The organism is Sphingomonas sp. Leaf412 (assembly GCF_001425405.1).
Lineage (GTDB): Bacteria > Pseudomonadota > Alphaproteobacteria > Sphingomonadales > Sphingomonadaceae > Sphingomonas.
This window is the reverse complement of record NZ_LMQP01000002.1, coordinates 85682-109093: the sequence shown is the minus strand read 5'-3', so window position 1 is coordinate 109093 and position 23412 is coordinate 85682. Positions and strand designations below refer to the sequence as shown.

Here is a 23412-nt window from a genome sequence, read left to right as displayed (position 1 = left end):
TCGGGACCTTTTTCGAAAGCCCGTTCCGTCATGCCGGGCTTGTCCCGGCATCCATCGCGCCGCGAGAGCGGCGACCGTTGATCTGGCGGCACGATGGACCCCGGAACACGTCCGGGGTGACGGCGTGCCGGGGGCCCGCGCCCGGGCCATCGCGACCGTCCCGCCTGCGCGGGGTAAGCGATTCCGGCTAGCGCGACGCCAGCTGTATCCCCTTCGGCCGCGCCCAGGACGCGATCTGGTCGCCGGCCTGGTGGCGGACGAAGCAGACGCCGCCCTTCGCGCGATAGCTGCGGCACAGCGACACCGCGTCGGCGCGGGCGAAGCCGCCGACCGACAGGCGATAGAAATTCGCGCCGCGCAGCGCCATGTTCACGCCGCCGGGCACATGCCCCGCCAGCGTCGGGAAGCGGCGCGCGGCGCGGGTCCAGGCATCCTTTGCGACCGCGGCGTTCTGGAACGCGCCGATCTGCACGACCCACTCGCCCTTCGCCGGCGGGCGGGCCGCGACGCGGGGCGACGGCGCCTTGACCGCGCGCGGCGTGAAGCGCTGCGTCGTCATGATCTTATACGGTGCGGGCGCGGCGATCAGGCGCGGCGTGACCGGCGCGGCCATGACGGACGCCGCCACGGGCGCCTGCGCAAGCTCGACCGCGGCGGGGACCGCCACGGGGCCGCGCGCGGGCGCCTCGACCGCCGCTTCCTCGACGACCGGATCGGCCGGGCCGGGCATGAAACTCTCGATCGGCGCTTCCTTCGCGGCGACGACGGGGACGGTGCCGGCCAGCGCCAGCGCGACCGGCTGCCCCGGGTCCGCCACGGGCGTGACGCCCAGCAGCCTGGCGACCTGGTCCGATGCCGATCCGGGCCGCGCGAATTCCGCCCATTCGACGATCCGCCGGTCCGCGTCCAGCGGCGCCAGGTCCAGCCCGACGAGCGCGCGTGCCTCCTGCCACTGCCCCGCCAGCGCCATGGCGAGCGCCAGATTCTGCCGCGTCTTCGCGTCCGCGCCCGGCGTGCGCGTGGCGGCGGTCAATATCTCCACCGCCGCCGCGGGATCGCCCGCCAGCGCGATCGCCAGCCCGCGATCCGCCGGGTTCATGCCCGATGCGTGGCGGTCCAGCGTCGCGCGCGCCTCCGCCCAGCGGCCTGCCCCGACCTGGGCCAACGCCATGTTCAGCGCCACCTGCGCATTGTCGGGCTGCAACGTCAGGACGTCGTGATACGCCGTCTCCGCCGAGGCGAAGCGACCGCCCTTCAGATACGCGCTACCCAGCAACGCGCGATATCCCGCATCGCCCGGGTTCAGCGCCACCGCCGCCTCCGCCGCGAGGATGGCCTTTTCCCACTGGTGCTTCTTCAGCGCCTTGCCCGCCGTCACCGCGGCCTGCGACGCCTTCTTCTCCTGACGCGAATCGTGGCGCGAATCGGCGACCGCGGAGACGGTCCCCGCGACGAGCAGGACGGCAAGGCCGGCACCGGCGACATGCAGCTTCATGATCTATTCCCCCCGAAACGTGTCAGGCGCCCGCCGGGAGCTGCCCGCGCAGCGCCTCGACCTCGGGCATGGTGGCGATGAGCGCGTCGAGCGCCTCGACGACGAGTTGCTGGGCCGATCGACCGCGGGCGGCGGACGCCAGCCGCAGCCGCAGGTGGCGTTCGGCGTCGAGCCGCAGCGTGAACGCCGCCTTCCTCCCCGCCTGCGCGACCGTCGCGGCGACGATGTCCGGCGCGACCGGTGCGACGGCGGCGCCGTAGGCGACCTCCTCGACCGGCGCGACCTGCACGACCGGGGGCGTGGCGACCGGCTCCGGTTCCGCGGCGGGCGCGGACAGCGACGCCGGGGCGATCGCCTTGACCAGATGCGCGCGCTCCTCCAGCACCGGCGGCAACGGCAGCGGCTCGCCCATGTCGTTCCAGCCCAGGTCGTCGCCCGCGGTGGCCAGCGAGGCGAGCCCGCCCTGCCGCCGCATCGCGGGACGCGCCTGCCCCTTGCGCGCGAGCAGCGTCGAGGACAGCGACGCCAGCGGCTTTGCTCCGCCCAGCATCAGCCCACCACCCGGCGGCCGAAGCCGCCCCCTTGCGGACGCAGCGGCGGGAAGCCGGCGGGCGTCTTGGGCGGCGCGAACACGGTCCGGCGGAAATTCTTCTCCAGCCGGTCCGAGATATATTCCCACAAGGCGGTGATTTCCGCGGCGGACCGGCTCTTGGGATCGCATTCCATGACGGTGCGGCCATCGATCATCGATGCGGCGAAATCGGTCCGCTGGTGGACCGTGATCGGCGCGACCGTGCCGTGCTGCGACAGCGCGACCGCGGCGTCGGACGTGATCCGCGCCTTGGGCGTCGCCGCGTTGACGACGAAGATCAGCGGCTTTCCCGATCGTTCGCACAGGTCGACCGTGGCACCGACGGCACGCAGGTCGTGCGGGCTCGGGCGGGTGGGGATGACGATCAGCTCGGCGACCTGGATGACGCTCTGGATCGCCACGGTGATCGCGGGGGGCGTGTCCACCACCGCCAGCTTGAACCCCTGCTGCCGCAACACCTCGAGATCGGCGGCGAGCCGCGCGACCGTGGTCTGCGCGAAGGCGGGATATTCGTCCTCGCGCTCGTTCCACCAGTCCGCCAGCGAGCCTTGCGGATCGATGTCGATCAGAACGACCGGTCCGGCACCCGCCAGCTGCGCCTGCACCGCTAGGTGCCCCGACAGCGTGGTCTTGCCCGATCCGCCCTTCTGCGATGCCATAGCCAGCACACGCATGATTTCCGTCGCACTCCCCGCGTAATGTTTCAGCCGACGGGATCGCAGAGCGGAGTGGAGGAAAGGTTAATGGAGAACATTAAGTCCCGTTTCGGGATGACGGCTGGTTAATCTTTGCTCACTATGCGCGGTGTCGTGCATGATGGGACTTCCCGGCGGAGGGGTGGGGAAATGAAGCGATACCTGGCGGCAGTGGTGATGGCGGCCGTGACGGCGACGCCCGCGATGGCGGACGTCAAGGCGGGGGTCGAAGCGTGGGGGCGCGGCGAGTTCGCGCGGGCGGTGGCCGAATGGCGTGGCCCCGCGGCGAACGGCGACGCCGATGCGCAGTTCAACCTGGGCCAGGCGTACAAGCTGGGCCGCGGGGTCGCGGTCGATCAGGCCGCGGCCACGGAATGGTTCCGCAAGGCCGCGGTACAGGGCCATCCCAAGGCGGTGGAGAATTACGGCCTCGCGCTGTTCCAGGACGGCAAGAAGGCGGAGGCGCTGCCGTGGCTGGAGAAATCCGTCGCGCGTGACGAGAAACGCAGCGAACTGGTGCTGGGCACGATGCTGTTCAACGGCGATGCGGTGACGCGCGACTGGACGCGCGCCTATGCGCTGGTCACCCGCGCGTCGCAGCAGGGCCTGCCGCAGGGATCGCAGACGCTGGCGCAGATGGACCGCTACATTCCCGAGGCGCAACGGCGCGAGGGCATCGTGCTGGCGAAAAGGATCGAAGCCGACGGCCGCACCGCGACGGCGGGGGCGGGCACGCCCGTCGGCACCGTGCCGATCGCGCCCAGCAGGGTCGCGGATGCCGCCTCCCCGGCCGCCACGCGTCGCTCGCCGCGCGTCGCCGCCGCACCGAAACCGGTAACGGTGCCCAGCGCACCCGTCGCCGCGACCGTCGCCGCGAAGCCCCCGGCACCGAAATCGGTCGCGCCCAGGGCGACGGCGGCCGGACGCTGGCGCGTGCAGCTTGGCGCGTTCCGCGACGCGGCCAATGCGCGTGCCCTGTGGTCGCAGGTCGGCGACAGGGTCGGCGGCGCGCCCGCCTATGTCGGCGCGGGCGGCCTGACCAAGTTGCAGGCCACCGGCTTCGCCAGCCGCACCGATGCGCAGCGCGCCTGCGCGCGCGCGGGCGGCGGCTGCGTCGTGGTGGCGCGATAGCGGGTGAAAAAAGGGCGGCCCGGGGTGAACCCGGACCGCCCGTCGTCACTGTTCGCGACCGCGATTCAGCGCGGCTTGCGCTTGGTCGTCTTCTTCTCGGTCGTCGTGGTGGTCGTGGTCGCCGTCGCACTCCCGCCGTCCCCAGGGGCGGTGGTCGTCGTCGTCGCCTCGGTCGTGGTGGTGTTGCCCGCGACCTGCGCCGCCGCGCCCATCGCCGCCGACAATTGCGCTGCGGTCATGCCCAGCGTCACGCCCTGCGGTCCAGGACCGAAGCCCCCGACCGGGACGACGGCGTCACCCTGCGGCGTCGTGATCGTGACGTTGGTCGCATCCGCGGTCTTGATCGTGCCGAGCGACGCACCGCCCGTGCCGTACACCGTCGCGCCGGGCACGAGCTTCGACTTGAATTCCGCCGAGGCCTGCGCCTGCTGCTGCCCCGCCGCGGCATCGAGCTGCGCCTTGGTCATGGCCATGACCGGGCCCTTGGTGCCGGCGCCGAGCGAGGTCAGCGGCACCGCCGCCTTTACGGTGCCCGTGTCGATGACGGCGTTCGTGCCGTCGGTGCTCGCGATCGTGCCGACGACGCCGCCCGCGGTGTCGTAGACGGTCGCGCCCGCGGCGACGGCCGCACCCGCGGTGGCCGGGGCGGCGGGCGCCGGCGCGGGCGTGGTCTGGGCCGATGCCGCCGTGGCGGTCGAGCCGAGGAGAAGGGCGGTCAGAACGATATGCTTCATGGGCATGCTCCTGCTTTGATACGGTCGGGCAACGACGCTGCGACGCGCCGGGTTCCCGGACCGATGGTGAATTGGAACCGCCATTATCCCGCCGACCGGCTGTCGCGGGGGTGAACGCAACGGCTCGGCTCGTCGTCCGACAGGCACGGCGCGACCTTGCCGATCGTGCCGCGGACGGGCAATCATGCCCGCGGACGCCTCCGCCGCGGCGCGTCGTCACGGGGAAACACATGCGCCACATCATCGCCCTGGGCCTTGCCGCCGCGCTGCCCGCCGCCCCGGTCGCGGCGCAGGCACCGGCCGCGCCGCCGGTGGAATACAGCGTCGCACTGGCCGACGCGGCGCATCATACGGCACGCGTGACCGCGACGTGGCGCGCGCTGCCGCCCGGCCCGGTGCGGTTCCAGATGGCCCGGTCCTCGCCGGGACGCTATGCGCTGCACGAGTTCGCGAAGAACGTCTACGCGGTGTCCGCGGTCGACGGCGCGGGGCGTGCGCTGCCGGTCGTGCGCGACGATCCGTACGGGTGGTCCGTGGCGTCGCACGACGGCACCGTCAGCGTCGCCTACACCCTGTTCGGGGACCGCGGCGACGGCACCTATGCGCAGATCGACGCCACCCACGCGCACCTGAACGCCCCCGCGACGTTCCTGTGGGCGGTCGGGCAGGATGCGCGCGCCGCCCGTGTCGCGTTCGTGGGGCAGCCCGCGACGTGGCAGGTGGCCACGCAGCTGAAGCAGGAGGCCGACGGCCGCTGGTCGGCGCCGGACCTGCCCTACCTGATGGACAGTCCGATCGAGGTCGGCCCCCACCGCCGGCGCGAATGGACCCTGCCGGGCAGCGGACACCGCATCCGCATCGCGCTGCACGCACAGGTCCCGGACGGCGAGGCGGACGCCTTCGCCGATGCGGCGAAGCGGATCGTCGACGAGCAGGTCAGGATGTGGGGCGAGGCGCCGCCGTTCGACTTCGGCACCTACACGTTCCTCGCCGATTACCTGCCCTGGATGGCGGGCGACGGCATGGAACACCGCAATTCCACCGTCATCAGCGGATCGGGCAAGCCGTCGCTGTCGACGCTGGCGCACGAATTCTTCCATGCGTGGAACGTCGAACGGCTGCGCCCCGCGGAACTGGAGCCGTTCGATTTCACCCGCGCGAACCCCACCCCGTCGCTGTGGTTCGCGGAAGGCTTCACCAATTACTACGGCCCGCTGACGACGTTGCGTGCGAAGGTCGGGACGTTCGACGAATGGCTGGCGGGCACGTCGGCGAACCTGGACCAGGTGCTGAACGCACCCGCACGCGCGGTCGGCGGCCCGCGCGAGATGAGCCTGCGCGCGCCGTTCGCGGACGCGGCGGTGTCGATCGATCCCGCCGCGCCGGACATCTACCTTTCCTATTACCCCTACGGCCAGGCGATCGCGCTCGCGCTTGACCTGACGCTGCGCCAGCGGTTCCGCGGCGTGACGCTGGACGATTACATGCGCCTGTTGTGGCGCACGCACGGGCGGGCGGAAAAACCGTATACGCAAGGCGACCTGCGCCGCGCGCTGGGCACGGTGACGAAGGATCAGGCGTTCGCCGACCGTTTCTTCGCCGACACCATCGACGGCAGCGGCCTGCCCGACCTGGCGCCGCTGCTGGCGCAGGCGGGGCTGGTGCTGCGCCCGGCCCGTCCGGGTGTCGGGTGGATCGGCGGCATCGGCGTGGAACAGGCCGCGGACGGCGTCGTCCTGTCGGGCTATCCCGCGCGCGACACGCCGCTGCATCGCGCCGGGATCGAGAAGGGCGACCGCCTGATCGCGATCGACGGCATGGCCGTGGGCGACGCGGTCGCGGTCCGCGCCGCACTGGACGCGATGCGGCCGGGGACGAGCGTGCGGCTGCGCTTCCTCCAGCGCGACGCGATGCGCGACGGCATCCTGACCGCGATCGCGGATCCGGCGGTGGAACTGGTACGCGTGGAATCGACGGGCAGGCGCCCGACCGCGCGGCAACGCCGGTTCCGCGCCGCGTGGCTGGGCGCATGAACCGCCTGAGCCCGGACGAGGCCGATTCGCGCTTCATCCGCCGGATCCTGTGGATCGTCGTCATCGGCGTCGTCGCGACGATGCTGTACCTGGCGCAGCACCTGCTGATCCTGGCGTTCGGATCGATCCTGGTCGCGATCGCGATCCACGCCATCGCCGAACTGTACCGGACCCATGCGCGCCTGCCCGCGCGGCCCGCGATGGCCTGCGCCATCCTGAGCGTGCTGGGCGTGATGGGGTTCCTGGGCTGGCTGTTCGGCGTGGAATTCCGCAGCCAGGTGAACCTGCTGGTCGAACGGTTGCCCACGTTGGTGGCGCAGCTCGATGCGTGGATGTCGCGATCCCCGGTGGGGGAGAAGATCGCGGATGCGGTGCAGGCGGCGTTCGCGGGCAGCCGGGTGGCGCAGGACATCGGGGAGCTGGCGCGCGGAGTCGGCGAACTGATGCTGAACACCGTGCTGGTCCTGTTCGGCGCGATCTTCTTCGCGGTCGATCCCAAGGTGTACGAACGCGGCTTCCTGCTGCTGATCCCGCCCGCCAAGCGCGCGGCGGTAGAGGATGCGATGGGCGACGTCGGGTCGACGTTGCTGCTGTGGCTGCGCGCGCAATTGATCCAGATGACGTCGATGGGGGTGATGGTCGGCGTCGGCCTGTGGCTGGCGGGCGTCCCCTCCCCCGCCGCGCTGGGGCTGTTGACGGGGTTGAGCGAGTTCATCCCCTATGTCGGCCCGATCGCGGCGATGCTGCCCGCGCTGGGCCTCGCCGCCACGCAGGGGACGCAGCCGCTGCTGTGGGCGCTGGCGGTCTTCGCGATCGTGCGGGTCGTGCAGACCAATTTCGTCACGCCCTTCGTCACGAGTCGCGTCGTCGCGATCCCGCCCGCGCTCAGCCTGTTCGCGATCATCGGGACGGGCGCGGTGTTCGGGGTGTTCGGACTGTTCTTCTCCGGCGGCATCCTGGTCGTCGGGTTCACGCTGGTACGCAGCCTGTACCTGCGCGAAGTGCTGGGCGAGGATATTCCCCGCGCGCGCGAACGCACGTTGTTCACCGCGCGCGGCACGCTTCGTCCCCCGGAGCCGGCACCGTCGCGGCCCTCGGCGACCGACTCGCCGGAACGGCTGGATTAATCCGGAATTAACCTTTTGCGTTCAGATGGGGTTTGGTTAATTATTCAAGGCCGGGATCGCGCCAGGGGTGGCGACAGCGATGGTCGGTACAGGGGAACAACCCATGCGCGTGCTGTTGATCGAGGACGAGCCGACCACTGCCAAGGCGATCGAGCTGATGCTCGCGACCGAGGGTTTCAACGTCTACACCACCGATCTTGGCGAGGAGGGCTTGGACCTCGGCAAGCTGTACGATTACGATATCATCCTGCTCGACCTGAACCTGCCCGACATGCACGGCTACGACGTGCTGAAGCGGTTGCGCGTCGCGCGTGTCGCGACGCCGGTGCTGATCCTGTCGGGGATCAACGAAATGGACAGCAAGGTCCGATCGTTCGGTTTCGGCGCGGACGATTACGTGACCAAGCCCTTCCACCGCGAGGAACTGGTCGCGCGCATCCAGGCGGTCGTCCGCCGGTCCAAGGGCCATTCGCAATCGGTCATCCGCACGGGCAAGCTGGCGGTGAACCTGGACGCCAAGACCGTCGAGGTCGATTCGGCGCGGGTGCACCTGACCGGCAAGGAATATGCGATGCTGGAGCTGCTGTCGCTCCGCAAGGGCACGACGCTGACCAAGGAAATGTTCCTCAACCACCTGTACGGCGGGATGGACGAACCCGAACTGAAGATCATCGACGTCTTCATCTGCAAGTTGCGCAAGAAGCTGTCGATGGCGTGCGACGGCGAGAATTACATCGAGACCGTCTGGGGCCGCGGCTATGTCCTGCGCGAACCCGAAGGCGCGGTCGTGGCCGAGGTCGCCTGACCTTCCGTCCCCTCCACCCTCTCCCGGCGTGATTTCGGGAAACGGGGCCGCGGTGCCGGGGGGCGCCGCGGCCTTTTCCTTGTGCCGTGGCGGGACTCCGGGTCGCTTGCGATTCGTTCATTTTTTGGTAACCTGCACAACAAGCTAAAGAATAGCAGCGGGCCGCGAAGTTAGTCATCACTTCGGGGAGAATGATCGTGAAGCACCTGTTATTCGGCATTGCCGGTATCGCATCGCTGACCGCCGCCAATCCGTCGCTTGCCGCGACGCAGATTTTCTATTCCGACTTCGAAAGCGTCTCCGGCGGACCGGGACCTGGCACGTTCACGACGGTCGCGGCCGCGGACGGATGGACCGGATCGCCCAACATCGAGTTGCAGAACAACGTCGCGGGCGCGCCCGCGGCGACCGGCGGCGCCGTCTTCGTGGAGCTGGACACCAGCGGGAACAGCATGATGTCGCGCACGATCGTGGCGGCGGGCACGTACGACCTGTCGTTCCTGTATTCCGCCCGTCCCAACGTCGCGGCGGGTTCGAACGGGATCAGCGTGCTGCTGAACGGCGTTCTGCTGACCCCGCCGGGCAATCTCGACCTCGGCGGCGGCAGCACGACCGCATGGGCGCAATATTCCGCCCGCTTCACCGCGACGGCGGGGTCCACGCTGACCTTCGCCGCCACGGGGGCCAGCGACTCGCTGGGCGGCTATGTCGACAATATCGGGCTGTCCGCGGTGCCGGAACCGTCGACCTGGGCGCTGATGATCCTGGGCTTCGGCGCGATGGGCGGTGCGATGCGCCGGCGCCGCACGGCCGAGCCGGCGACGGCCTGACACCTTCCGGGGGGAAGCGGGGCGCGGCGATCCATGCGGTCGCCGCGCCCCTTTTTTCGCGTCGCTACCTGCGCTGCCACACGCGTTGCGCGCCGATCCACGTTTCCTGGACGATCGTCTGCCGCAACGCGGCCGGGTCCGCGGTCGCGGGATCGCGATCGACGACGATGAAGTCCGCCTTCTGCCCCGGCTGGAGGCTGCCGAACTTCTTCTCCGCGAAGCCTGCGAACGCCGCGCCGCCGGTCATCGCCCACCATGCCTGCCCGCGCGTCACGGCTTCTTCCGGGCGCCAGCCGCCCGGCGGCTGACCCTGTGCGTCCCGGCGCGTGAACGCCGCCGCCCAGGTGGCCCAGGGATCGGGGCGCTCGACCGGGAAATCGGTGCCGAACGCCAATGGGGCGCCCGCCCTTGCCAGCGACGCCCAGGCATAGGCGCCCGCAAGGCGTGCCGGCCCCAGCCGCGCCTCCGCCATCAGGCGGTCGCCGGTCTGGTGCACCGGCTGAACCGACGCGATCGTCCCGAACCTGCCGAAGCGGGGCAGGTCGGTGGGATCGACCACCTGCGCATGCTCGACGCGCCAGCGGCGATCCCCCTTGTACGTCTCGCTCAACACCTGGATCGCATCCAGCAGCGCGCGGTTGGCGCGGTCGCCGATCGCATGGACGGCCAGCTGGAACCCGTCCATCGCGGCGCGGCTCATCTGGTTCTGCAATTGCGTGTCGGTCAGCAGGGTGAGCCCGCGCTGCCCCGGCGCATCGGCATAGGGCGCCTGCAACGCCGCGCCGCGCGATCCCAGCGCGCCGTCCGCCACCAGCTTCACGCCGCCCAGCCGTAGCCGGTCGTCGTACAGCCACGGCGTCGGCCCCTTGCCGCCGATCGTGCTGGCGGTGTCGACCCCCGCGGCATAGCCCATGATCCGCACGCGCAGCGCGCCGATGTCGCCCATGCGGCGATAGCTCAGCCAGTCGTCCAAGGTCGTGCCCATGTCCGCCACCGCGGTGACCCCGTCGGCCAGCAGCAGCGACTGCGCCGCGAGGACGGCGGCGTCGCGTTCCTTGGCCAGCGGGCGCGGCACGACGCGGTCGATCAGGTCCATGGCGTTGTCGACGAAAACACCCGCGGGCGCGCCCGACGCCGCCTGTTCGATCCGTCCGCCCGCGGGCGAGGGCGTGGCGGCGGTGACGTTCGCCGCGCGGATCGCGGCGGTGCTGGCCCAGCCCGCATGTCCATCCGCGCGCGCCAGCCAGACGGGATGCCCGTCCGCCACCGCATCCAGATCGGCGGCGGTCGGGAAGCGGCCGAGGCCCCACGCCTCCTGATTCCAGCCGCGTCCGATCACCCATTTGCGGTCGGGGTACCGGCGCACGAAGTCCGCGACCTTCGCCTTCGCCTGTTCGAGCGAGGTCGTATCCGACAGGTCGAGCGACAGCGAGGCGAAGCCCAGGCCCATGACGTGGCCGTGCGCGTCGATGAAACCGGGAAGGACGGTACGCCCGCCGAGGTCGACGCGATAATCCCACAACGGCTTGCCGTCGCGCTTCTTCATCTGCCGTTTCGTGAACAGCTGCGGCGCCTCCCCCACCGGCACCAGCCGCACGACGCGGCCCTGCGCGTCGACGACGATCCCCTGGAACCGCGTGACCGTCCCGTCCGCGGCGACCGTCTGCCCGCGCAGATTGTCGATCAGGCCGTCCGCGGTCGCCGGGATGGGCGCGAGGAGAAGGGTTGCGACCAGCCGTACCGTCAAGCCCCTCCCCTTCAGGGGAGGGGTTGGAGTGGAGGAGTCGACGTCGGATGGAGTGGTGCGGCCTTCGGCCACGTCGCGAACACCCGTCACTTGCCCATCCTCCGCACCAGCGCGCTGGTATCCTGTCGCCCGCCGCCCATCGCCTGCACCTCGGCATAGAATTGGTCGACCAATGCGGTCAGCGGCAGCGTCGCGCCGACGGCGCTCGCCTCCGCCAGCGCGAGGCCCAGGTCCTTGCGCATCCAGTCGATCGCGAAGCCGAAATCGAATTCCCCTCTGGTCATCGTCGGCCAGCGGTTGACCATCTGCCAGCTCTGCGCCGCGCCGCCGGATATCGCCTCCAGCACCTTGTCCATGTCGAGGTTCGCCTTCTGCGCGAAGCGGACCGCCTCCGACAGGCCCTGAAGCACGCCCGCGATGCAGATCTGGTTCACCATCTTCGTCCGCTGCCCCGCGCCCGCCGCGCCGACGTGGACGATGCGCGCGGCATAGACCTGCATGACGGGTTGCGCCGCCGCGATCGCCGCCGGCGTGCCGCCGCACATGATCGCCAGCTTGCCCGCCTCCGCGCCCGCCTGCCCGCCCGACACCGGCGCGTCGACGACCAGCGCGCGCGCCTGCGCCAGCCGTTCGGCCAGTGCGGCGGACACGGTGGTGTGGTCGACGAACACCGCATCGTTGCGCATCGCGGCGAAGGCGCCGTCGCGGCCCAGCGTCACCTGTTCCAGATCCGCGTCGTTGCCCACGCACGCGACCACCGCATCCGCGCCGTCCGCCGCCGCCGCGGGCGTGTCGGCGACGGCCAGCCCGGTCGCCGCCGCCTTCGCACGGGTACGGTTGTAGACGGTGACGGCGTGGCCGGCGGCGGCGAGGTGGCGCGCCATGGGGGCACCCATGACGCCGGTGCCGATGAATGCGATCTTCATGGGGGTGGGATTAGAGCGTGTCGGAGACGGGCGCCAGCCACCTCACGTCTGGTCGCGCGCCCCCCCGTTCGGGCTGAGCGAAGTCGAAGCCTGTGAGCGACCGTCAGCGCATGCCCTTCGACTTCGCTCAGGGCGAACGGAGGGGGGATGTGGGGCCGCGCACGCGAACGGAAGATGGTGGGATCGGATGCCCCCCGCCTTCCCTTACCTGCATCAATCGCCTAGTCCCGCCCGCTATGGCTACGCAGGTCGCGCTCGATATCCCCTCCCCCGTCACGCTGGCGGACGTCACCGCCGCCCATGCGCGGATCGCCGCGCATATCGTGCGGACGCCGACGCTCATCAGCCGCACCCTGTCGGAAATGACCGGCGCGACGGTGTATCTGAAGTTCGAGAACCTCCAGTTCACCGCCGCCTACAAGGAGCGCGGCGCGCTCAACACGCTCATGCTCCTGACCGACGAACAGCGCGCGAAGGGCGTCATCGCGGCGTCGGCGGGCAACCATGCGCAGGGCCTCGCCTATCACGCCACGCGGCTGGGCGTGCCCTCTACCATCGTGATGCCGCGCAATACGCCGATCGTGAAGGTCGTGCAGACGCAGGGGCACGGCGCGACCGTGATCCTGGAGGGTGAGACGTTCGACGCCGCCTACGCCCACGCGCGCACGCTGGAGGCGGAACGCGGGCTGACCTTCGTCCATCCGTTCGACGACGCGCGCATCATCGCGGGCCAGGGGACGGTGGCGGTCGAGATGCTGGCGGATGTGCCCGCGATCGACACGCTGGTCGTGCCGATCGGCGGCGGCGGGCTGATTTCCGGCATGGCGACCGTGGCGCGCGCGCAGGGGCGGCCGATCGACGTCGTGGGGGTGGAGGCGGAACTGTATCCGTCGATGTACAATCGCATCAACGGCACCGACATGCCGTGCGCGGGCGACACGCTGGCCGAGGGGATCGCGGTCAAGGAACCGGGCGGCCTCACGTCGGCGATGGTCCGCGAGCTGGTCGACGATATCGTGCTGGTCAGCGAACGCAGTCTGGAGGAGGCGGTCAGCCTGTTGCTCCAGATCGAGAAGACGGTGGTCGAGGGTGCGGGCGCCGCGGGCCTCGCCGCGCTGCTGGCGCACCCCGACCGCTTCCGCGGCCGGACCGTCGGCGTCGTGCTGTGCGGCGGCAATATCGACCCGCGGCTGCTGGCCTATGTCCTGCTGCGCGACCTGGCGCGGTCCGGGCGGATGGCGCGGTTGCGCATCCGGCTTCAGGACCAGCCGGGCGCGCTGTACAACGTCGCGCGCATCTTCGACGCGGAACGGGTCAACATCCTGGAACTGTCGCACCAGCGCATCTTCACGAACCTGCCCGCGAAGGGCCTGAGCCTGGACGTCGAGTGCGAGACGCGCGACCGCGCACATCTGGAACGCCTGATCGCGGCGCTGGGGGAGGCGGCGTACGAGGTGCGCGTGGTGGAGCTGGCCTGACGCGGGCATCCGCGTCGCCACTTTCGTGGTAAACGCCCTTTTCACCACTCCCTCGCCGTTCCATAGCTGGCGCGACCGGCAATCAAGGAGTCCGCGGCGGTGACAGCGCCTTTCCGTTTCCCGCGCTTTTTCGTCACCAGCCCGTCGCCGTGTCCGTACCTGCCGGGGCGGCAGGAGCGGAAGGTGTTCACGGAATTGTCCGGCCCGCATGCGACGGAGCTGAACGACGCGCTGGGCCGGATCGGTTTCCGCCGCAGCCAGTCGGTCGCCTATCGCCCCAGCTGCGCGGGATGCGCGGCGTGCGTATCGGTCCGCGTGGTCACGCACCGTTTCGTCGCCAACGCGACGCAGCGCAAGCTGATGCGGCGGCACGCCGACCTGGACGTCGCGGCGTGCCGTCCCTGGGCCACGGACGAGCAATATCAGTTGCTGCGCGGATATCTGGCGACGCGGCACCCAAGCGGCGGCATGATCGGCATGGACGACGTCGACTATGCCGACATGGTCGAGCAGTCGCCGGTCAATTCGGTGATCGTCGAATATCGCGAACCGCACGATACGCCCGGCGCGGGTCGCCTGCTGGGCGCGTGCCTGACCGATCGGCAGGCGGACGGCCTGTCGATGATCTACAGCTTCTTCGCCACCGACGTCGCGGACCGGCCGGGGCTCGGCAATTTCATCATCCTCGACCATATCGCGCGCGCGCGGGAGGCGGGGCTGCCGTACGTCTACCTAGGCTATTGGGTGAAGGGGTCGGCGCGCATGGCGTACAAGACGAAGTTCCGCCCACTGGAAGTGCTGGGGCCGCGGGGCTGGTCGCTGCTGCCCGAGGAAAACGCCGCGCCGGTGGCGCCGGTCGAGACGTCGCTGTGGGGGAAGGTGCGGGTTTGACCCCCGTCCCGCGGGACCGGACGCCTATTCCTGCGCGCTGACGGTCACGTCCACGTCCAGATGCTCGCGCCCCTCGCCCAGCCGCGATCCGGCGACCGGCGCGGAACCGGCGGCGTCGAGCGCGACCGCGACGCGGACGTGATGCTCTTCCGGCGAGCGGCCCAGCGTGGGATCGAACGCGATCCATCCGATGCCGTCGACCCATGCATCGGCCCAGCCGTGCGGGGTGGGCCGGTGGCCCTGTTGCAGGTCGCAATAGCCCGTCACGTAGCGCGCGGGCACGCCCAGCGCGCGCGCGGCGGCGACGAACAATTGCGCCATGTCCCGCGCGGTCGCGGTTTCGCGGGCGAAGGCGTCGATCGCGGTCAGCCCGGTTTCCGGGCGTGCGCGGCTGAGGCGGAAGCGATCGCGGATCGCGGCGTTCAGGCGATGGAGCCCGGCCAGATCGCCCGGCCCCGTGGCGGCGCGCGCGAAATCGGCGATGGCGGCGTCGGCGGCGGTCGCAGGAGTCTCGCGCAAATACAGTCGCGGCGGCAGCGGTTCGAACCCGCCGCGCAGGACGCCGCTGCTGTGCGTCGTCACGACTTCGCCCGTCACCTCGATCTCGACGCGTTCCAGCGGTCCTTGCGCGTAGAGCATCGTCGTGCGGTTCCCGAAACCGTCGCGATGCTCGCGCACCCGCGCGTCGCAATCGACCGCGATGTGCCAGTCGGTCACGGTCTGGTCGTGCGTATTGGGCGGCGTCATCCGCAACAGCTGCACGACGCGGCCCTGCGGCAGCGTGAATTGATAGGTCGTGCGGTGATCGATCGAGAGGCGCATGGGTGAGGTGCTTTCTGCTTTCCCGCCGCCACCGCCGCTCGGCCTGAACGAGGTCGAAGGCGATGCACAGGTGCTTCGACTTCGCTCAGCACGAACGGAATTTGGTCACGGTCCGAACTTGAACTGGCGCCCGATGGCGACGTGGAGCTGCGCATTTTCCTCGATCACCGCCACCAGATGCTGGTGCAGGCCGCCCGCGATTACGTCGCCGGTGCGGGTGCGCGCGACACGGGCGTGGCGGTTGCGCGCCATGCGGTCGGCCTCACCCTGCGTCCCCATCGACTTCGCCAGCGCGTTCAATGCGGTGACCGTCTCTTCCGTCGAGGCGGCGATGCTGCGCGGCAGCTCGCTCCGGCTCAGCAGAAGGTCGATGACGTTCGCGGGACGAAGCCCCTCGTTATACAGCCAGCGATAGGCGGTGACCGCGGACACGGTTTGCAGGATCGTGGTCCACTGATCGCGATCGACCGTGCCGCCGACGGTTTCCCCCTCCGGCAGCAGGATATGGTATTTCACGTCCAGCAACCGCGCGGTGTCGTCGGTCCGCTCCACCGCCTGCCCCAGCCGGATGAACTGCGTCGTGGGATTGCGCAGCATGCGGTGGATCGCGCCCTCGAACCCGCGCGCCTCGTTCTTGATCGCCTCCACGATCGCCAGCGTGGCATTGGGGTCCAGCCGGCTCATGCGGCGGTCGAACACCAGCCACGCGCCGTTGACCGCGGCCCATGCCTCGCGGCTCAGCGCGGTCCGGACCGCGCGGGCATTGTCGCGCGCCAGCGACAGGCAGCGCAGGATCGAGCCGGGGTGGGACGGATCGCTGATGAGGAAACGCGCGACCTCCTCGCGCGTCAGCGCGGCGCCGGTGGCCTCGAACGCCTCCAGCGTTTCCGTTACCGCCAGCGCGGATTTCCACGCATCCTCCCCCGCCGGGCGCGGCGACAGGACGTCGAGGCGGACAGTCGCCTCGACAAGCCGGGCGATGAAATCGGCACGCTCGATGTAGCGACCGAGCCAGTACAGCGATGCGGCGGCGCGACTGAGCATCTACAGGCTGCCCGTCGTCTGGACGGTGGAGGCGCCGCCGCCGATCGTCTGCGTCATGCCGCCCAGCGACTGCGTCATGACCGCGGGCTTGTCCATCAGGACGAAGCTGTCCTTCGTCCCCCCGCCCTGCGACGAATTGACGACCAGCGACCCTTCGCGCAGCGCCACGCGGGTAAGGCCGCCGGGGACCACCTTCACCCCCTTCGATCCGGTCAGGACGAAGGGGCGGAAATCGACATGCCGCGGCGCGACGCCCCGTTCCACCAGCGTGGGCACGGTCGACAGCGCCAGCGTCGGCTGCGCGATGTAGCGATCGGGATTGGCGATCAGCGCGGCGCGGAACCGCTCGATCTCCGCCTTCGACGCGGTCGGGCCGACGAGCATGCCGTAGCCGCCCGATCCGTCGACCAGCTTCACGACCACCTCGTCCAGATGCTCCAGCACGTATTTCAGCGCCTGCGGCTCGCGACAGCGCCACGTCTCCACGTTCGGCAGCTTCGCCTCGCCGCCGGAATAGAAGCGCACGATCTCGGGCATGTAGCTGTAGATCGCCTTGTCGTCCGCGATGCCGTTGCCCGGCGCGTTCAGGATCGCGACGTTGCCCGCGGCATAGGCGGCGATCAGGCCGGGGACGCCCAGCATCGAATCGGGGCGGAAGACCAGGGGGTCGAGATAATCGTCGTCGACGCGGCGGTAGATGACGTCGACCTTCACCCGTCCCGCGATCGTCCGCATGTATACGATGTCGTCGTCGACGACGAGGTCGGCGGCCTCGACCAGCTCGATCCCCATCGAATCGGCGAGGAAGCTGTGTTCGTAATAAGCGGAATTGTAATGCCCGGGCGTCAGGACGACGCAGGTCGGGTTCTGCCCGCATCCGCGCGGCGACACCGACCGCATCGTCTCCAGCAGCATGTCGGGATACAGGTCGACCGCGGCGACGCGGAACTGCGCGAACAATTCGGGGCACAATCGCACCATCGCCTCGCGATTTTCCAGCATGTAGCTGACGCCGCTGGGCGTGCGGGCATTGTCCTCCAGCACGAAGAATTCGTCGGGGCCGGTGCGGACGAGGTCGATGCCGCAGATGTGCGCCCACACGTCGTGCGGGGGGCGGATGCCGGCGATTTCGGGGCGGAACTGCGCATTGCCGAGGATCAGGTCCTCCGGCAGCACCCCTTCCTTCAGGATGCGGCGTTCGCCGTAGATGTCGACGAGGAAGGCGTTGATCGCCTCCACCCGCTGGACCAGCCCTTCGGACAAACGCGCCCATTCGTCGGCGAGGAAGACGCGCGGAACGATGTCGAAGGGGATGATGCGCTCGCTGGCGTCGCTTTCGCCGTAGACGGCGAAGGTGATGCCCAGCTGGCGGAAGGTCGTTTCGGCCGATTCCTGGCGGCGGCGCAATTCCTCGTCGGGCGTGTCGTCCAGCCACCGGCACAGTTCCGCCAGCTCGGGCCGTCCGCCGTCGCCGCCGGCCGCCCCCATGATCTCGTCGAACGCCTGTATCCCCATCGGACCTCGTAACGCGCCTGTGCTGATTTCGCCGCATGCTGCGTCATTATGTTGCGCCGCACAAGCGGCCGATGCGTTTATCGTGCCAGGTCGGTCAGCATCCCGCGCGTCAGCACCTGCGGCAGGACCCGCGGCTGCTTCGCGCCCGGCGCGTAATACAGGTATAGCGGCACGCCGGCGCGATCGTGGCGCGCGATGAAGCGGCCCAGGACGGGATCGCCGTCGGTCCAGTCGCCGACGAGGACCGCGACCTTCGCCTTCGCGAAGGCGTCGTGGACCGCGTCGGTGTCGATCGCCGCCTTCTCGTTCACCTTGCACGACAGGCACCAGTCGGCGGTGAAATAGGCGAAGACGGGCCGCCCCTCGGCCCGCAGCGCGGCGAGGCGGGCTTCGGTGAACGGCTCCTCGCCCGCCGCCGTCGTCGCCGCCGCCGCCGCGCGCGCGGCGGGACGGATCGTGACGACCGCCGCGAACGCCAGCACCGTGGCGATCGCGGCGGGCACGACCGCGCGCCGCCCCGACGCCTGCCGCCGCCCGACGATCCACAGGCCGAGGCCGAGGAGCAGGACCGCGCCCAGCGCCAGCGTCATGCCGTCCACCCCCGCCTGCCGCCCCAATACCCATGCCAGCGCCAGCGCGGTCAGCCACATCGGCACCGCCAGGATGCGGCGGAACGTGGCCATCCACGCCCCCGGCTTCGGCAATCGCCGCCGCAGCGCGGGGACGAAGCCGATCAGCAGGAACGGCAGCGCGATGCCGAGGCCCAGCCCCGCGAACACCAGCAACGCCGCCGCCGCGGGCAGGACCAGCGCCGCGCCCAGTGCCGCGCCCATGAACGGGCCCGAGCACGGCGTCGCTACGAACGCGGCCAGCGCGCCGGTCGCGAACGCGCCCGCCACGCCGCCCCGCGCGGCGAATTGCGGGGTCGGCAGTTCGAACAGCCCGGACAGGTTCAGCGCGATGCCCGCGGTCAGCAGCAACAGCACGCCGATGACGCGCGGATCCTGCAATTGGAACGCCCAGCCCGCCGCGCTGCCGCCCGCGCGCAACGCCAGCAGGACGCCGCCAAGCGCGAGGCACACCGCCACCACGCCCGCGGTATAGGCCAATGCCTCCATCCGCGCGTGGCGCTCGCTCTCCCCCGACCGGGCGAGGCCCAGCGCCTTCAGGCTCAATATCGGGAACACGCACGGCATGACGTTCAGCAGCAGACCGCCGAGCACCGCGCCCGCAAAGGCGAGCGCCGCGGCGTTCCAGTCGCCCCCCCCCGATTCGGCACCGGACGCCGCCGCGACCTCGCCCGGCCCCGCCCTGACCGTCAGGCCCGCGCCGTTCCCGGTCGACAGCACGCCCGTTATCGTTCCCGCGGGCGCCGCCGCCTTCGTCTCGATCACCACGCGGTCGCCGTCGCGCGTCGCCACCTGCGGTGCGGCCATGTCGATCGCGCCGGCGGCGGCGGGATAGAACCATGCCTGCTCCAGGGCGGCATCCGCCGGATAGGGCACCGACAGGCGGAAACGGTCGCCCACGCGCTGCCACGTCGCGGCCGAGCCGAGCGGTTTCGGGATCGCGCGCCGCCACCGGTCGAACCGCGCGCGCGCATCGGTCGCGATGGCCCCGTCGCCGACCGTCAGCACGGTCGACAGCGCCTGCGATTCGGGCACGCACACGGCGACGGTGCAAACGAGGTAATCGACCTTCGCCGTCACCGGCAGCCGCGTGCCGCGTGCCAGCCCCGCGGGGATGGCGATGTCCGCGAACTGCACCCACGGCGCCTCGTACACATAGTTCATCAGCCCGCCGACCAGCAGCCGCTGCGGCACCGGGTAGACCAGCGGCCCCGCGGTCGCGCCGGGGGGCAGCGTCCATGTCACCTGCGTTTCGACGCCGGCATCGCCCGGGTTCTTCCAGTAACCGTGCCAGCCCGCGTCGGGGATAGAGCGGAACGCCAGCGTCACCGTCGCGCCCGCCGCCGGAACCACGCTTTCGGCGATCAATTCCATGCGCACGTGCCGCGGCCCGACCTGGGCGTAGGCCGCGCCGGCCAGTGTCATCAGGATGAAAAGCGCCGCGCGCATCGCTTGCCGGACCATGTCCGCGGTTCCATAGCGGGCGCGACCAAGCTTTGCATCAAGGTTACGGAATGAAAGCCCTCGCCGCCCTGCTCGCCACCGTCGTCGCCGTCCCCGCCGCGGCGCAGACGCAGGCGGCCGCCACCGCCCCTGCGCCGGCCCCCGCCGCCCCCCTGCCTGCGCCGAAGCTGATCGTGGCGATTTCGGTCGACCAATTGTCCGCGGACCTGTTCGCGCAATATCGCAACCGCTTCACCGACGGCATGGCCCGCCTGCTGACCGGCGCGGTGTTTCCGAGCGGGTATCAGGCGCATGCGGCGACCGAGACGTGCCCGGGCCATTCCACGATCCTGACCGGATATCGCCCCGCGAAGACGGGCATCATCGCCAACAACTGGATCGACCAGTCCGTCGCGCGTGCGGACAAGACCGTCTATTGCGCGGAGGACGAAAGCGTCGCGGGCGCGACGCACGACAGATATACCGTGTCTGACAAGCATCTGAAGGTGCCGACGCTGGGCGAGCAGATGAAGGCGGCGAACCCCGCCGCGCGCGTCGTCAGCGTGGCGGGCAAGGACCGCGCCGCCGTGATGATGGGCGGGCACACGGTCGACGAATTGTGGTGGTGGGACGGGAAGACCTATTCCAGCTACGCCGGGCGCGCGGTGCCGCCGGTGGTGCAGCGGACGCGCGACGCGGTGGCCGCGATGATCGCGCGCCCGCAGGAGCCGTTGCCGCTGCCCGGATATTGCAAGCCGCTGGATCGCGCGATCGACGTCGGCGGGCAGATACTGGGCCAGGGCCGCTTCGCGCGCGAGGCGGGCGATGCGCGCGGCTTCCGCACCAGCCCGGCGGCGGACGCCGCGGTGCTGGCGATGGCGGCGGGGCTGGTCCAGGACATGAAGCTGGGTCAGGGGCAGGCGACGGACCTGATCGCGGTCGGGCTGTCCGCGACCGATTACATCGGGCACGCCACGGGCACGCAGGGGACGGAAATGTGCTTGCAGATGGCGGAGCTGGACCGTTCGCTGGGCGGCTTCTTCAACGTGCTGGACCAGACCGGGGTGGATTATGCGGTAATGCTGACCGCGGATCACGGCGCGCACGACATGACCGAGCGGCAGATCGAACGCGCGATGCCGATGGAGGCGCATGTCGAGGCGGGCACGCTGGCGAAAGCGGTCGGCGCGGGCATCGGGCGCGACCTGAAGCTGACCGGTCCCGTCCTGCTGGGCGCGGAAGGGGACGTGTGGGTCGACCGCGCGCTGTCGCCGAAGGACAGGGCGCGCGTGCTGGCGGAGGCGGTGAAGCGCTACGACCGGATGCCGCAGGTCGCCGCCGCCTATACCGCGGCGCAGATCGCCGCTCAGCCGCGACCGACCTCGCCGCCCGAGACATGGACGCTGCTGGAGCGGGCGCGCGAAAGCTTCGATCCGGCGCGCTCGGGCGACCTCGTCGTCCTGCTGAAGCCGCGCGTGACGTCGATCGAGAAGCCGGGGCCGGGCTATGTCGAGACGCACGGCAGCCCGTGGGATTACGACCGCCGCGTGCCGATCCTGTTCTGGCGCAAGGGGATGACGGGGTTCGAACAGCCGCTGTCGGTCGAGACGATCGACATCGCGCCGACGCTGGCGGCGACGATCGGGATGCGGATGGACGGCGTGGACGGGCGGTGCCTGGACCTGGATCCGGGACCGGGCGATACGTGCGGGTGACTTCAAGCGTCTATAATTCGCTATTCGTTAGCGTCTTTGCTTGGTAATGTTGGCAATGCGCCTTGAGCCAGTTTGTCCAAAACAATAGGAGCAGATGCGCCAAGGTAAAAAGCCGTAAGAGGATTAGCTGCATCTAGCGCAACGGCTATAGCCCCACTTGAAAACGCCAGTATCATTCGAACGATAAGATACGGGATTTTCCGATATCGACTTGGGAGATCGCCCTCAGTATTTGCCATCGCACGATAGCAGGTCCCAACCTCGACAGAAAGACTGCCAAGAAAGGCCACTCAAAACAGCGACACGATACCAAAATATGGTAAATGCAAAGCTACAAGCGACGATAGGGCCTAGACGTTCTTACACTGTCGCTCAGCCGCAACATCATAACGGCACGGGAAAAATGCGCAAGAAAGCGCATTGCAGAACGTCGCCTATCAAGCACCGTCGCAACCATGACATATAGATTAGCGGAAATTAGCGCGCCGGCAACAAACGCCATCATGGCACTCAGAGCGTCGATGAGAATCTGCATATGCACAACCTCTCTCCGCCTGTTACAGCGCTGCCCCCAGCGCTTTCGTTCCAGCCGAATGGCAGTTCAGTCCGTTTTCGTCAAGACGCAGCCCCTACCCCGAGGTAGGTGCCATCGATAACGACAGGAATACTCCGTAGCGTCGATGTAGGACAGATTATTCAATCGACGAGGCAAACGTATGCGCAATCACCGCGCCTCGTAGGCCTTGATCCCCGGCCCCAGCCGGTTCGCGCCCACCGCCAGCCGGTCGCCGCTGGCATTCGCGACGAACGCCGGGCCCTTTTCCTGACCGGGCGCGAGGGTCGCGGTGTTGCCCTCCACCACCAGTCCGGCGGAGCGGTACTTGCGCGCTTCGGCGGCGACGACGATCAGGCCGGACCAGTTTTCCTTGTGCGTTCCCTGCACGAACATGTTGCCGGCGATGCGGCCGGTCGCGCCTTCGGGCAGGTCGATCATGTAATTGGTCTTCCGCCCCGCGGTATCGTCGAAGCTGTTGTCCGCGATATCGACGCGCGGCGCGCGGATCTTCACGTAATGCCCGCCGCGCCCGCGTTCGAAGCGCGAATTGGTGATCGTCACGCCGCCGCCGGTCCCGACATAGACCGAATGCGCGCAATCGGGCGTCTCGTCGCACTGGCCGAGGCCGGCGAAGGTCGACCGGTCGATGGCGATCCGCGTCCGCTGGTCGGTGGCGCCCAATATCCCTTCCTGGCTGTCGAGGAACATGGAATTGCGCACCGTCAGGTCGCCCAGTTCGATGCGGATTCCCGCACCGTTGCCGTCCTCCACGCGCATGTTGCGGAACACGATGCCGTCGACGGTGGAGCCCTGCCCGCGCAGCACGAATGCCGCCTTCCCCTCGCAAGCCGTGCCGTCGAATACGACGCTGCCCGGCTGCGCAGCCTTGAAGGTGATGCGCCCGGCCTGCTGTATCGCGCATTCGCGATACGTGCCGGGGGCGATCAGGACCGTCGCATCCTGTCCGCGGACCGACATCAGCGCATCGTCGAGATGCGCGAATCCCTGCCCCGTCTCGACCACGGTGAAGGGGGCAGCGCGGTCCGCGCCGGTCAGGCAGAGGGCGATGAGGGGAAGGTGCAGGGCACGCATTGGGCGATCCTTTCGCACTCGCCCTGCCCCACCACCGGTTAACGCGGCGACAAGCGGTTTCGGGTTGCAACCGATGCGCCGCGTCGCCATCACTTTTGTTACGTCCGAATAC

Annotated in this window: 19 protein-coding genes and 1 pseudogene; 8 read left to right on the top strand and 12 right to left on the bottom strand. The window is 69.8% G+C overall.

Annotated elements, in window-relative coordinates; translation table 11 throughout:
- Positions 1-187: 187 nt before the first annotated feature.
- Genes ASG29_RS04910 through ASG29_RS04900 form a run of 3 tightly spaced genes read right to left on the bottom strand, consistent with a single transcriptional unit; the run spans position 188 to position 2761 of the window.
- A complete protein-coding gene (locus ASG29_RS04910; RefSeq protein ID WP_055981126.1) occupies positions 188-1495 on the bottom strand; it encodes an SPOR domain-containing protein in 1308 nt (435 codons plus the stop codon).
- 22 nt (positions 1496-1517) lie between these two features.
- Entirely contained in the window at positions 1518-2045 is a 528-nt protein-coding gene (locus ASG29_RS04905) for a hypothetical protein (protein WP_055981123.1), read from the bottom strand.
- Positions 2045-2761, bottom strand: a complete 717-nt coding sequence (locus ASG29_RS04900; protein ID WP_055981121.1) for a ParA family protein — start codon at positions 2759-2761, stop codon at positions 2045-2047. Before ASG29_RS04900 ends, ASG29_RS04905 begins: the two co-directional genes overlap by 1 nt.
- A 171-nt stretch (positions 2762-2932) precedes the next feature.
- Between ASG29_RS04900 and ASG29_RS04895 the strand changes: the two genes are divergently transcribed.
- Positions 2933-3913, top strand: a complete 981-nt coding sequence (locus tag ASG29_RS04895; protein ID WP_055981120.1) for an SPOR domain-containing protein — start codon at positions 2933-2935, stop codon at positions 3911-3913.
- Between the two features lie 65 nt (positions 3914-3978).
- Here the strand turns inward: ASG29_RS04895 and ASG29_RS04890 are convergent, their stop codons facing one another.
- Positions 3979-4647 (bottom strand): hypothetical protein, encoded by a 669-nt coding sequence (locus tag ASG29_RS04890; protein ID WP_055981119.1) that lies wholly within the window; start codon positions 4645-4647, stop codon positions 3979-3981.
- A 230-nt stretch (positions 4648-4877) separates the two neighbouring features.
- On the opposite strand from ASG29_RS04890, the gene ASG29_RS04885 reads away from it, so the two are divergent.
- The 4 genes from ASG29_RS04885 (at position 4878) to ASG29_RS04870 (ending at position 9442) form a co-directional block, all read left to right on the top strand.
- Positions 4878-6680: a M61 family metallopeptidase gene (locus ASG29_RS04885; RefSeq protein WP_055981117.1), complete on the top strand. Its 1803-nt coding sequence runs from the start codon at positions 4878-4880 to the stop codon at positions 6678-6680.
- The gene (locus ASG29_RS04880) at positions 6677-7807 is read left to right on the top strand and encodes an AI-2E family transporter (protein ID WP_055981114.1); all 1131 of its coding nucleotides are present in this window, start codon (positions 6677-6679) and stop codon (positions 7805-7807) included. Before ASG29_RS04885 ends, ASG29_RS04880 begins: the two co-directional genes overlap by 4 nt.
- A 103-nt stretch (positions 7808-7910) precedes the next feature.
- Positions 7911-8612, top strand: a complete 702-nt coding sequence (gene ctrA / locus ASG29_RS04875) for a response regulator transcription factor CtrA (protein ID WP_055981111.1) — start codon at positions 7911-7913, stop codon at positions 8610-8612.
- 197 nt (positions 8613-8809) lie between these two features.
- Positions 8810-9442, top strand: coding sequence for a PEPxxWA-CTERM sorting domain-containing protein (locus tag ASG29_RS04870; RefSeq protein WP_235532780.1), 633 nt, complete (start codon positions 8810-8812; stop codon positions 9440-9442).
- A 64-nt stretch (positions 9443-9506) separates the two neighbouring features.
- On the opposite strand, the gene ASG29_RS04865 is transcribed toward ASG29_RS04870, so the two are convergent.
- Positions 9507-11189, bottom strand: a complete 1683-nt coding sequence (locus tag ASG29_RS04865; RefSeq protein WP_055981108.1) for an amidohydrolase — start codon at positions 11187-11189, stop codon at positions 9507-9509.
- An 86-nt stretch (positions 11190-11275) separates the two neighbouring features.
- Positions 11276-12124 (bottom strand): annotated as a pseudogene (locus tag ASG29_RS04860) (NAD(P)-dependent oxidoreductase); the annotation flags it as partial.
- A 227-nt stretch (positions 12125-12351) separates the two neighbouring features.
- On the opposite strand from ASG29_RS04860, the gene ASG29_RS04855 reads away from it, so the two are divergent.
- Complete coding sequence (locus ASG29_RS04855) at positions 12352-13593, top strand: threonine ammonia-lyase (RefSeq protein WP_055981102.1); 1242 nt, start codon at positions 12352-12354, stop codon at positions 13591-13593.
- A gap of 99 nt (positions 13594-13692) precedes the next feature.
- Positions 13693-14484 carry an arginyltransferase gene (locus ASG29_RS04850; RefSeq protein WP_055981099.1) on the top strand — a complete coding sequence of 264 codons (792 nt, stop codon included), beginning with the start codon at positions 13693-13695 and terminating at the stop codon, positions 14482-14484.
- 24 nt (positions 14485-14508) lie between these two features.
- Here ASG29_RS04850 and ASG29_RS04845 read toward each other — a convergent pair whose 3' ends face one another.
- From ASG29_RS04845 to ASG29_RS04830, 4 genes are all read right to left on the bottom strand, one after another.
- Positions 14509-15306, bottom strand: a complete 798-nt coding sequence (locus ASG29_RS04845; protein WP_055981095.1) for a transglutaminase family protein — start codon at positions 15304-15306, stop codon at positions 14509-14511.
- A 105-nt stretch (positions 15307-15411) separates the two neighbouring features.
- Positions 15412-16350, bottom strand: a complete 939-nt coding sequence (locus ASG29_RS04840; protein WP_055981092.1) for an alpha-E domain-containing protein — start codon at positions 16348-16350, stop codon at positions 15412-15414.
- Entirely contained in the window at positions 16351-17865 is a 1515-nt protein-coding gene (locus tag ASG29_RS04835) for a circularly permuted type 2 ATP-grasp protein (RefSeq protein WP_055981089.1), read from the bottom strand.
- Positions 17866-17942: 77 nt separating this feature from the next.
- Positions 17943-19958: a protein-disulfide reductase DsbD family protein gene (locus ASG29_RS04830; RefSeq protein WP_235532779.1), complete on the bottom strand. Its 2016-nt coding sequence runs from the start codon at positions 19956-19958 to the stop codon at positions 17943-17945.
- Positions 19959-20008: 50 nt separating this feature from the next.
- On the opposite strand from ASG29_RS04830, the gene ASG29_RS04825 reads away from it, so the two are divergent.
- A complete protein-coding gene (locus ASG29_RS04825; protein WP_055981086.1) occupies positions 20009-21652 on the top strand; it encodes an alkaline phosphatase family protein in 1644 nt (547 codons plus the stop codon).
- Positions 21653-21672: 20 nt separating this feature from the next.
- Here the strand turns inward: ASG29_RS04825 and ASG29_RS17395 are convergent, their stop codons facing one another.
- Both ASG29_RS17395 and ASG29_RS04820 read right to left on the bottom strand, forming a co-directional pair.
- Entirely contained in the window at positions 21673-21891 is a 219-nt protein-coding gene (locus tag ASG29_RS17395) for a hypothetical protein (protein ID WP_235532778.1), read from the bottom strand.
- Positions 21892-22376: 485 nt separating this feature from the next.
- Complete coding sequence (locus tag ASG29_RS04820; protein WP_082515654.1) at positions 22377-23300, bottom strand: right-handed parallel beta-helix repeat-containing protein; 924 nt, start codon at positions 23298-23300, stop codon at positions 22377-22379.
- Positions 23301-23412: the final 112 nt, after the last annotated feature.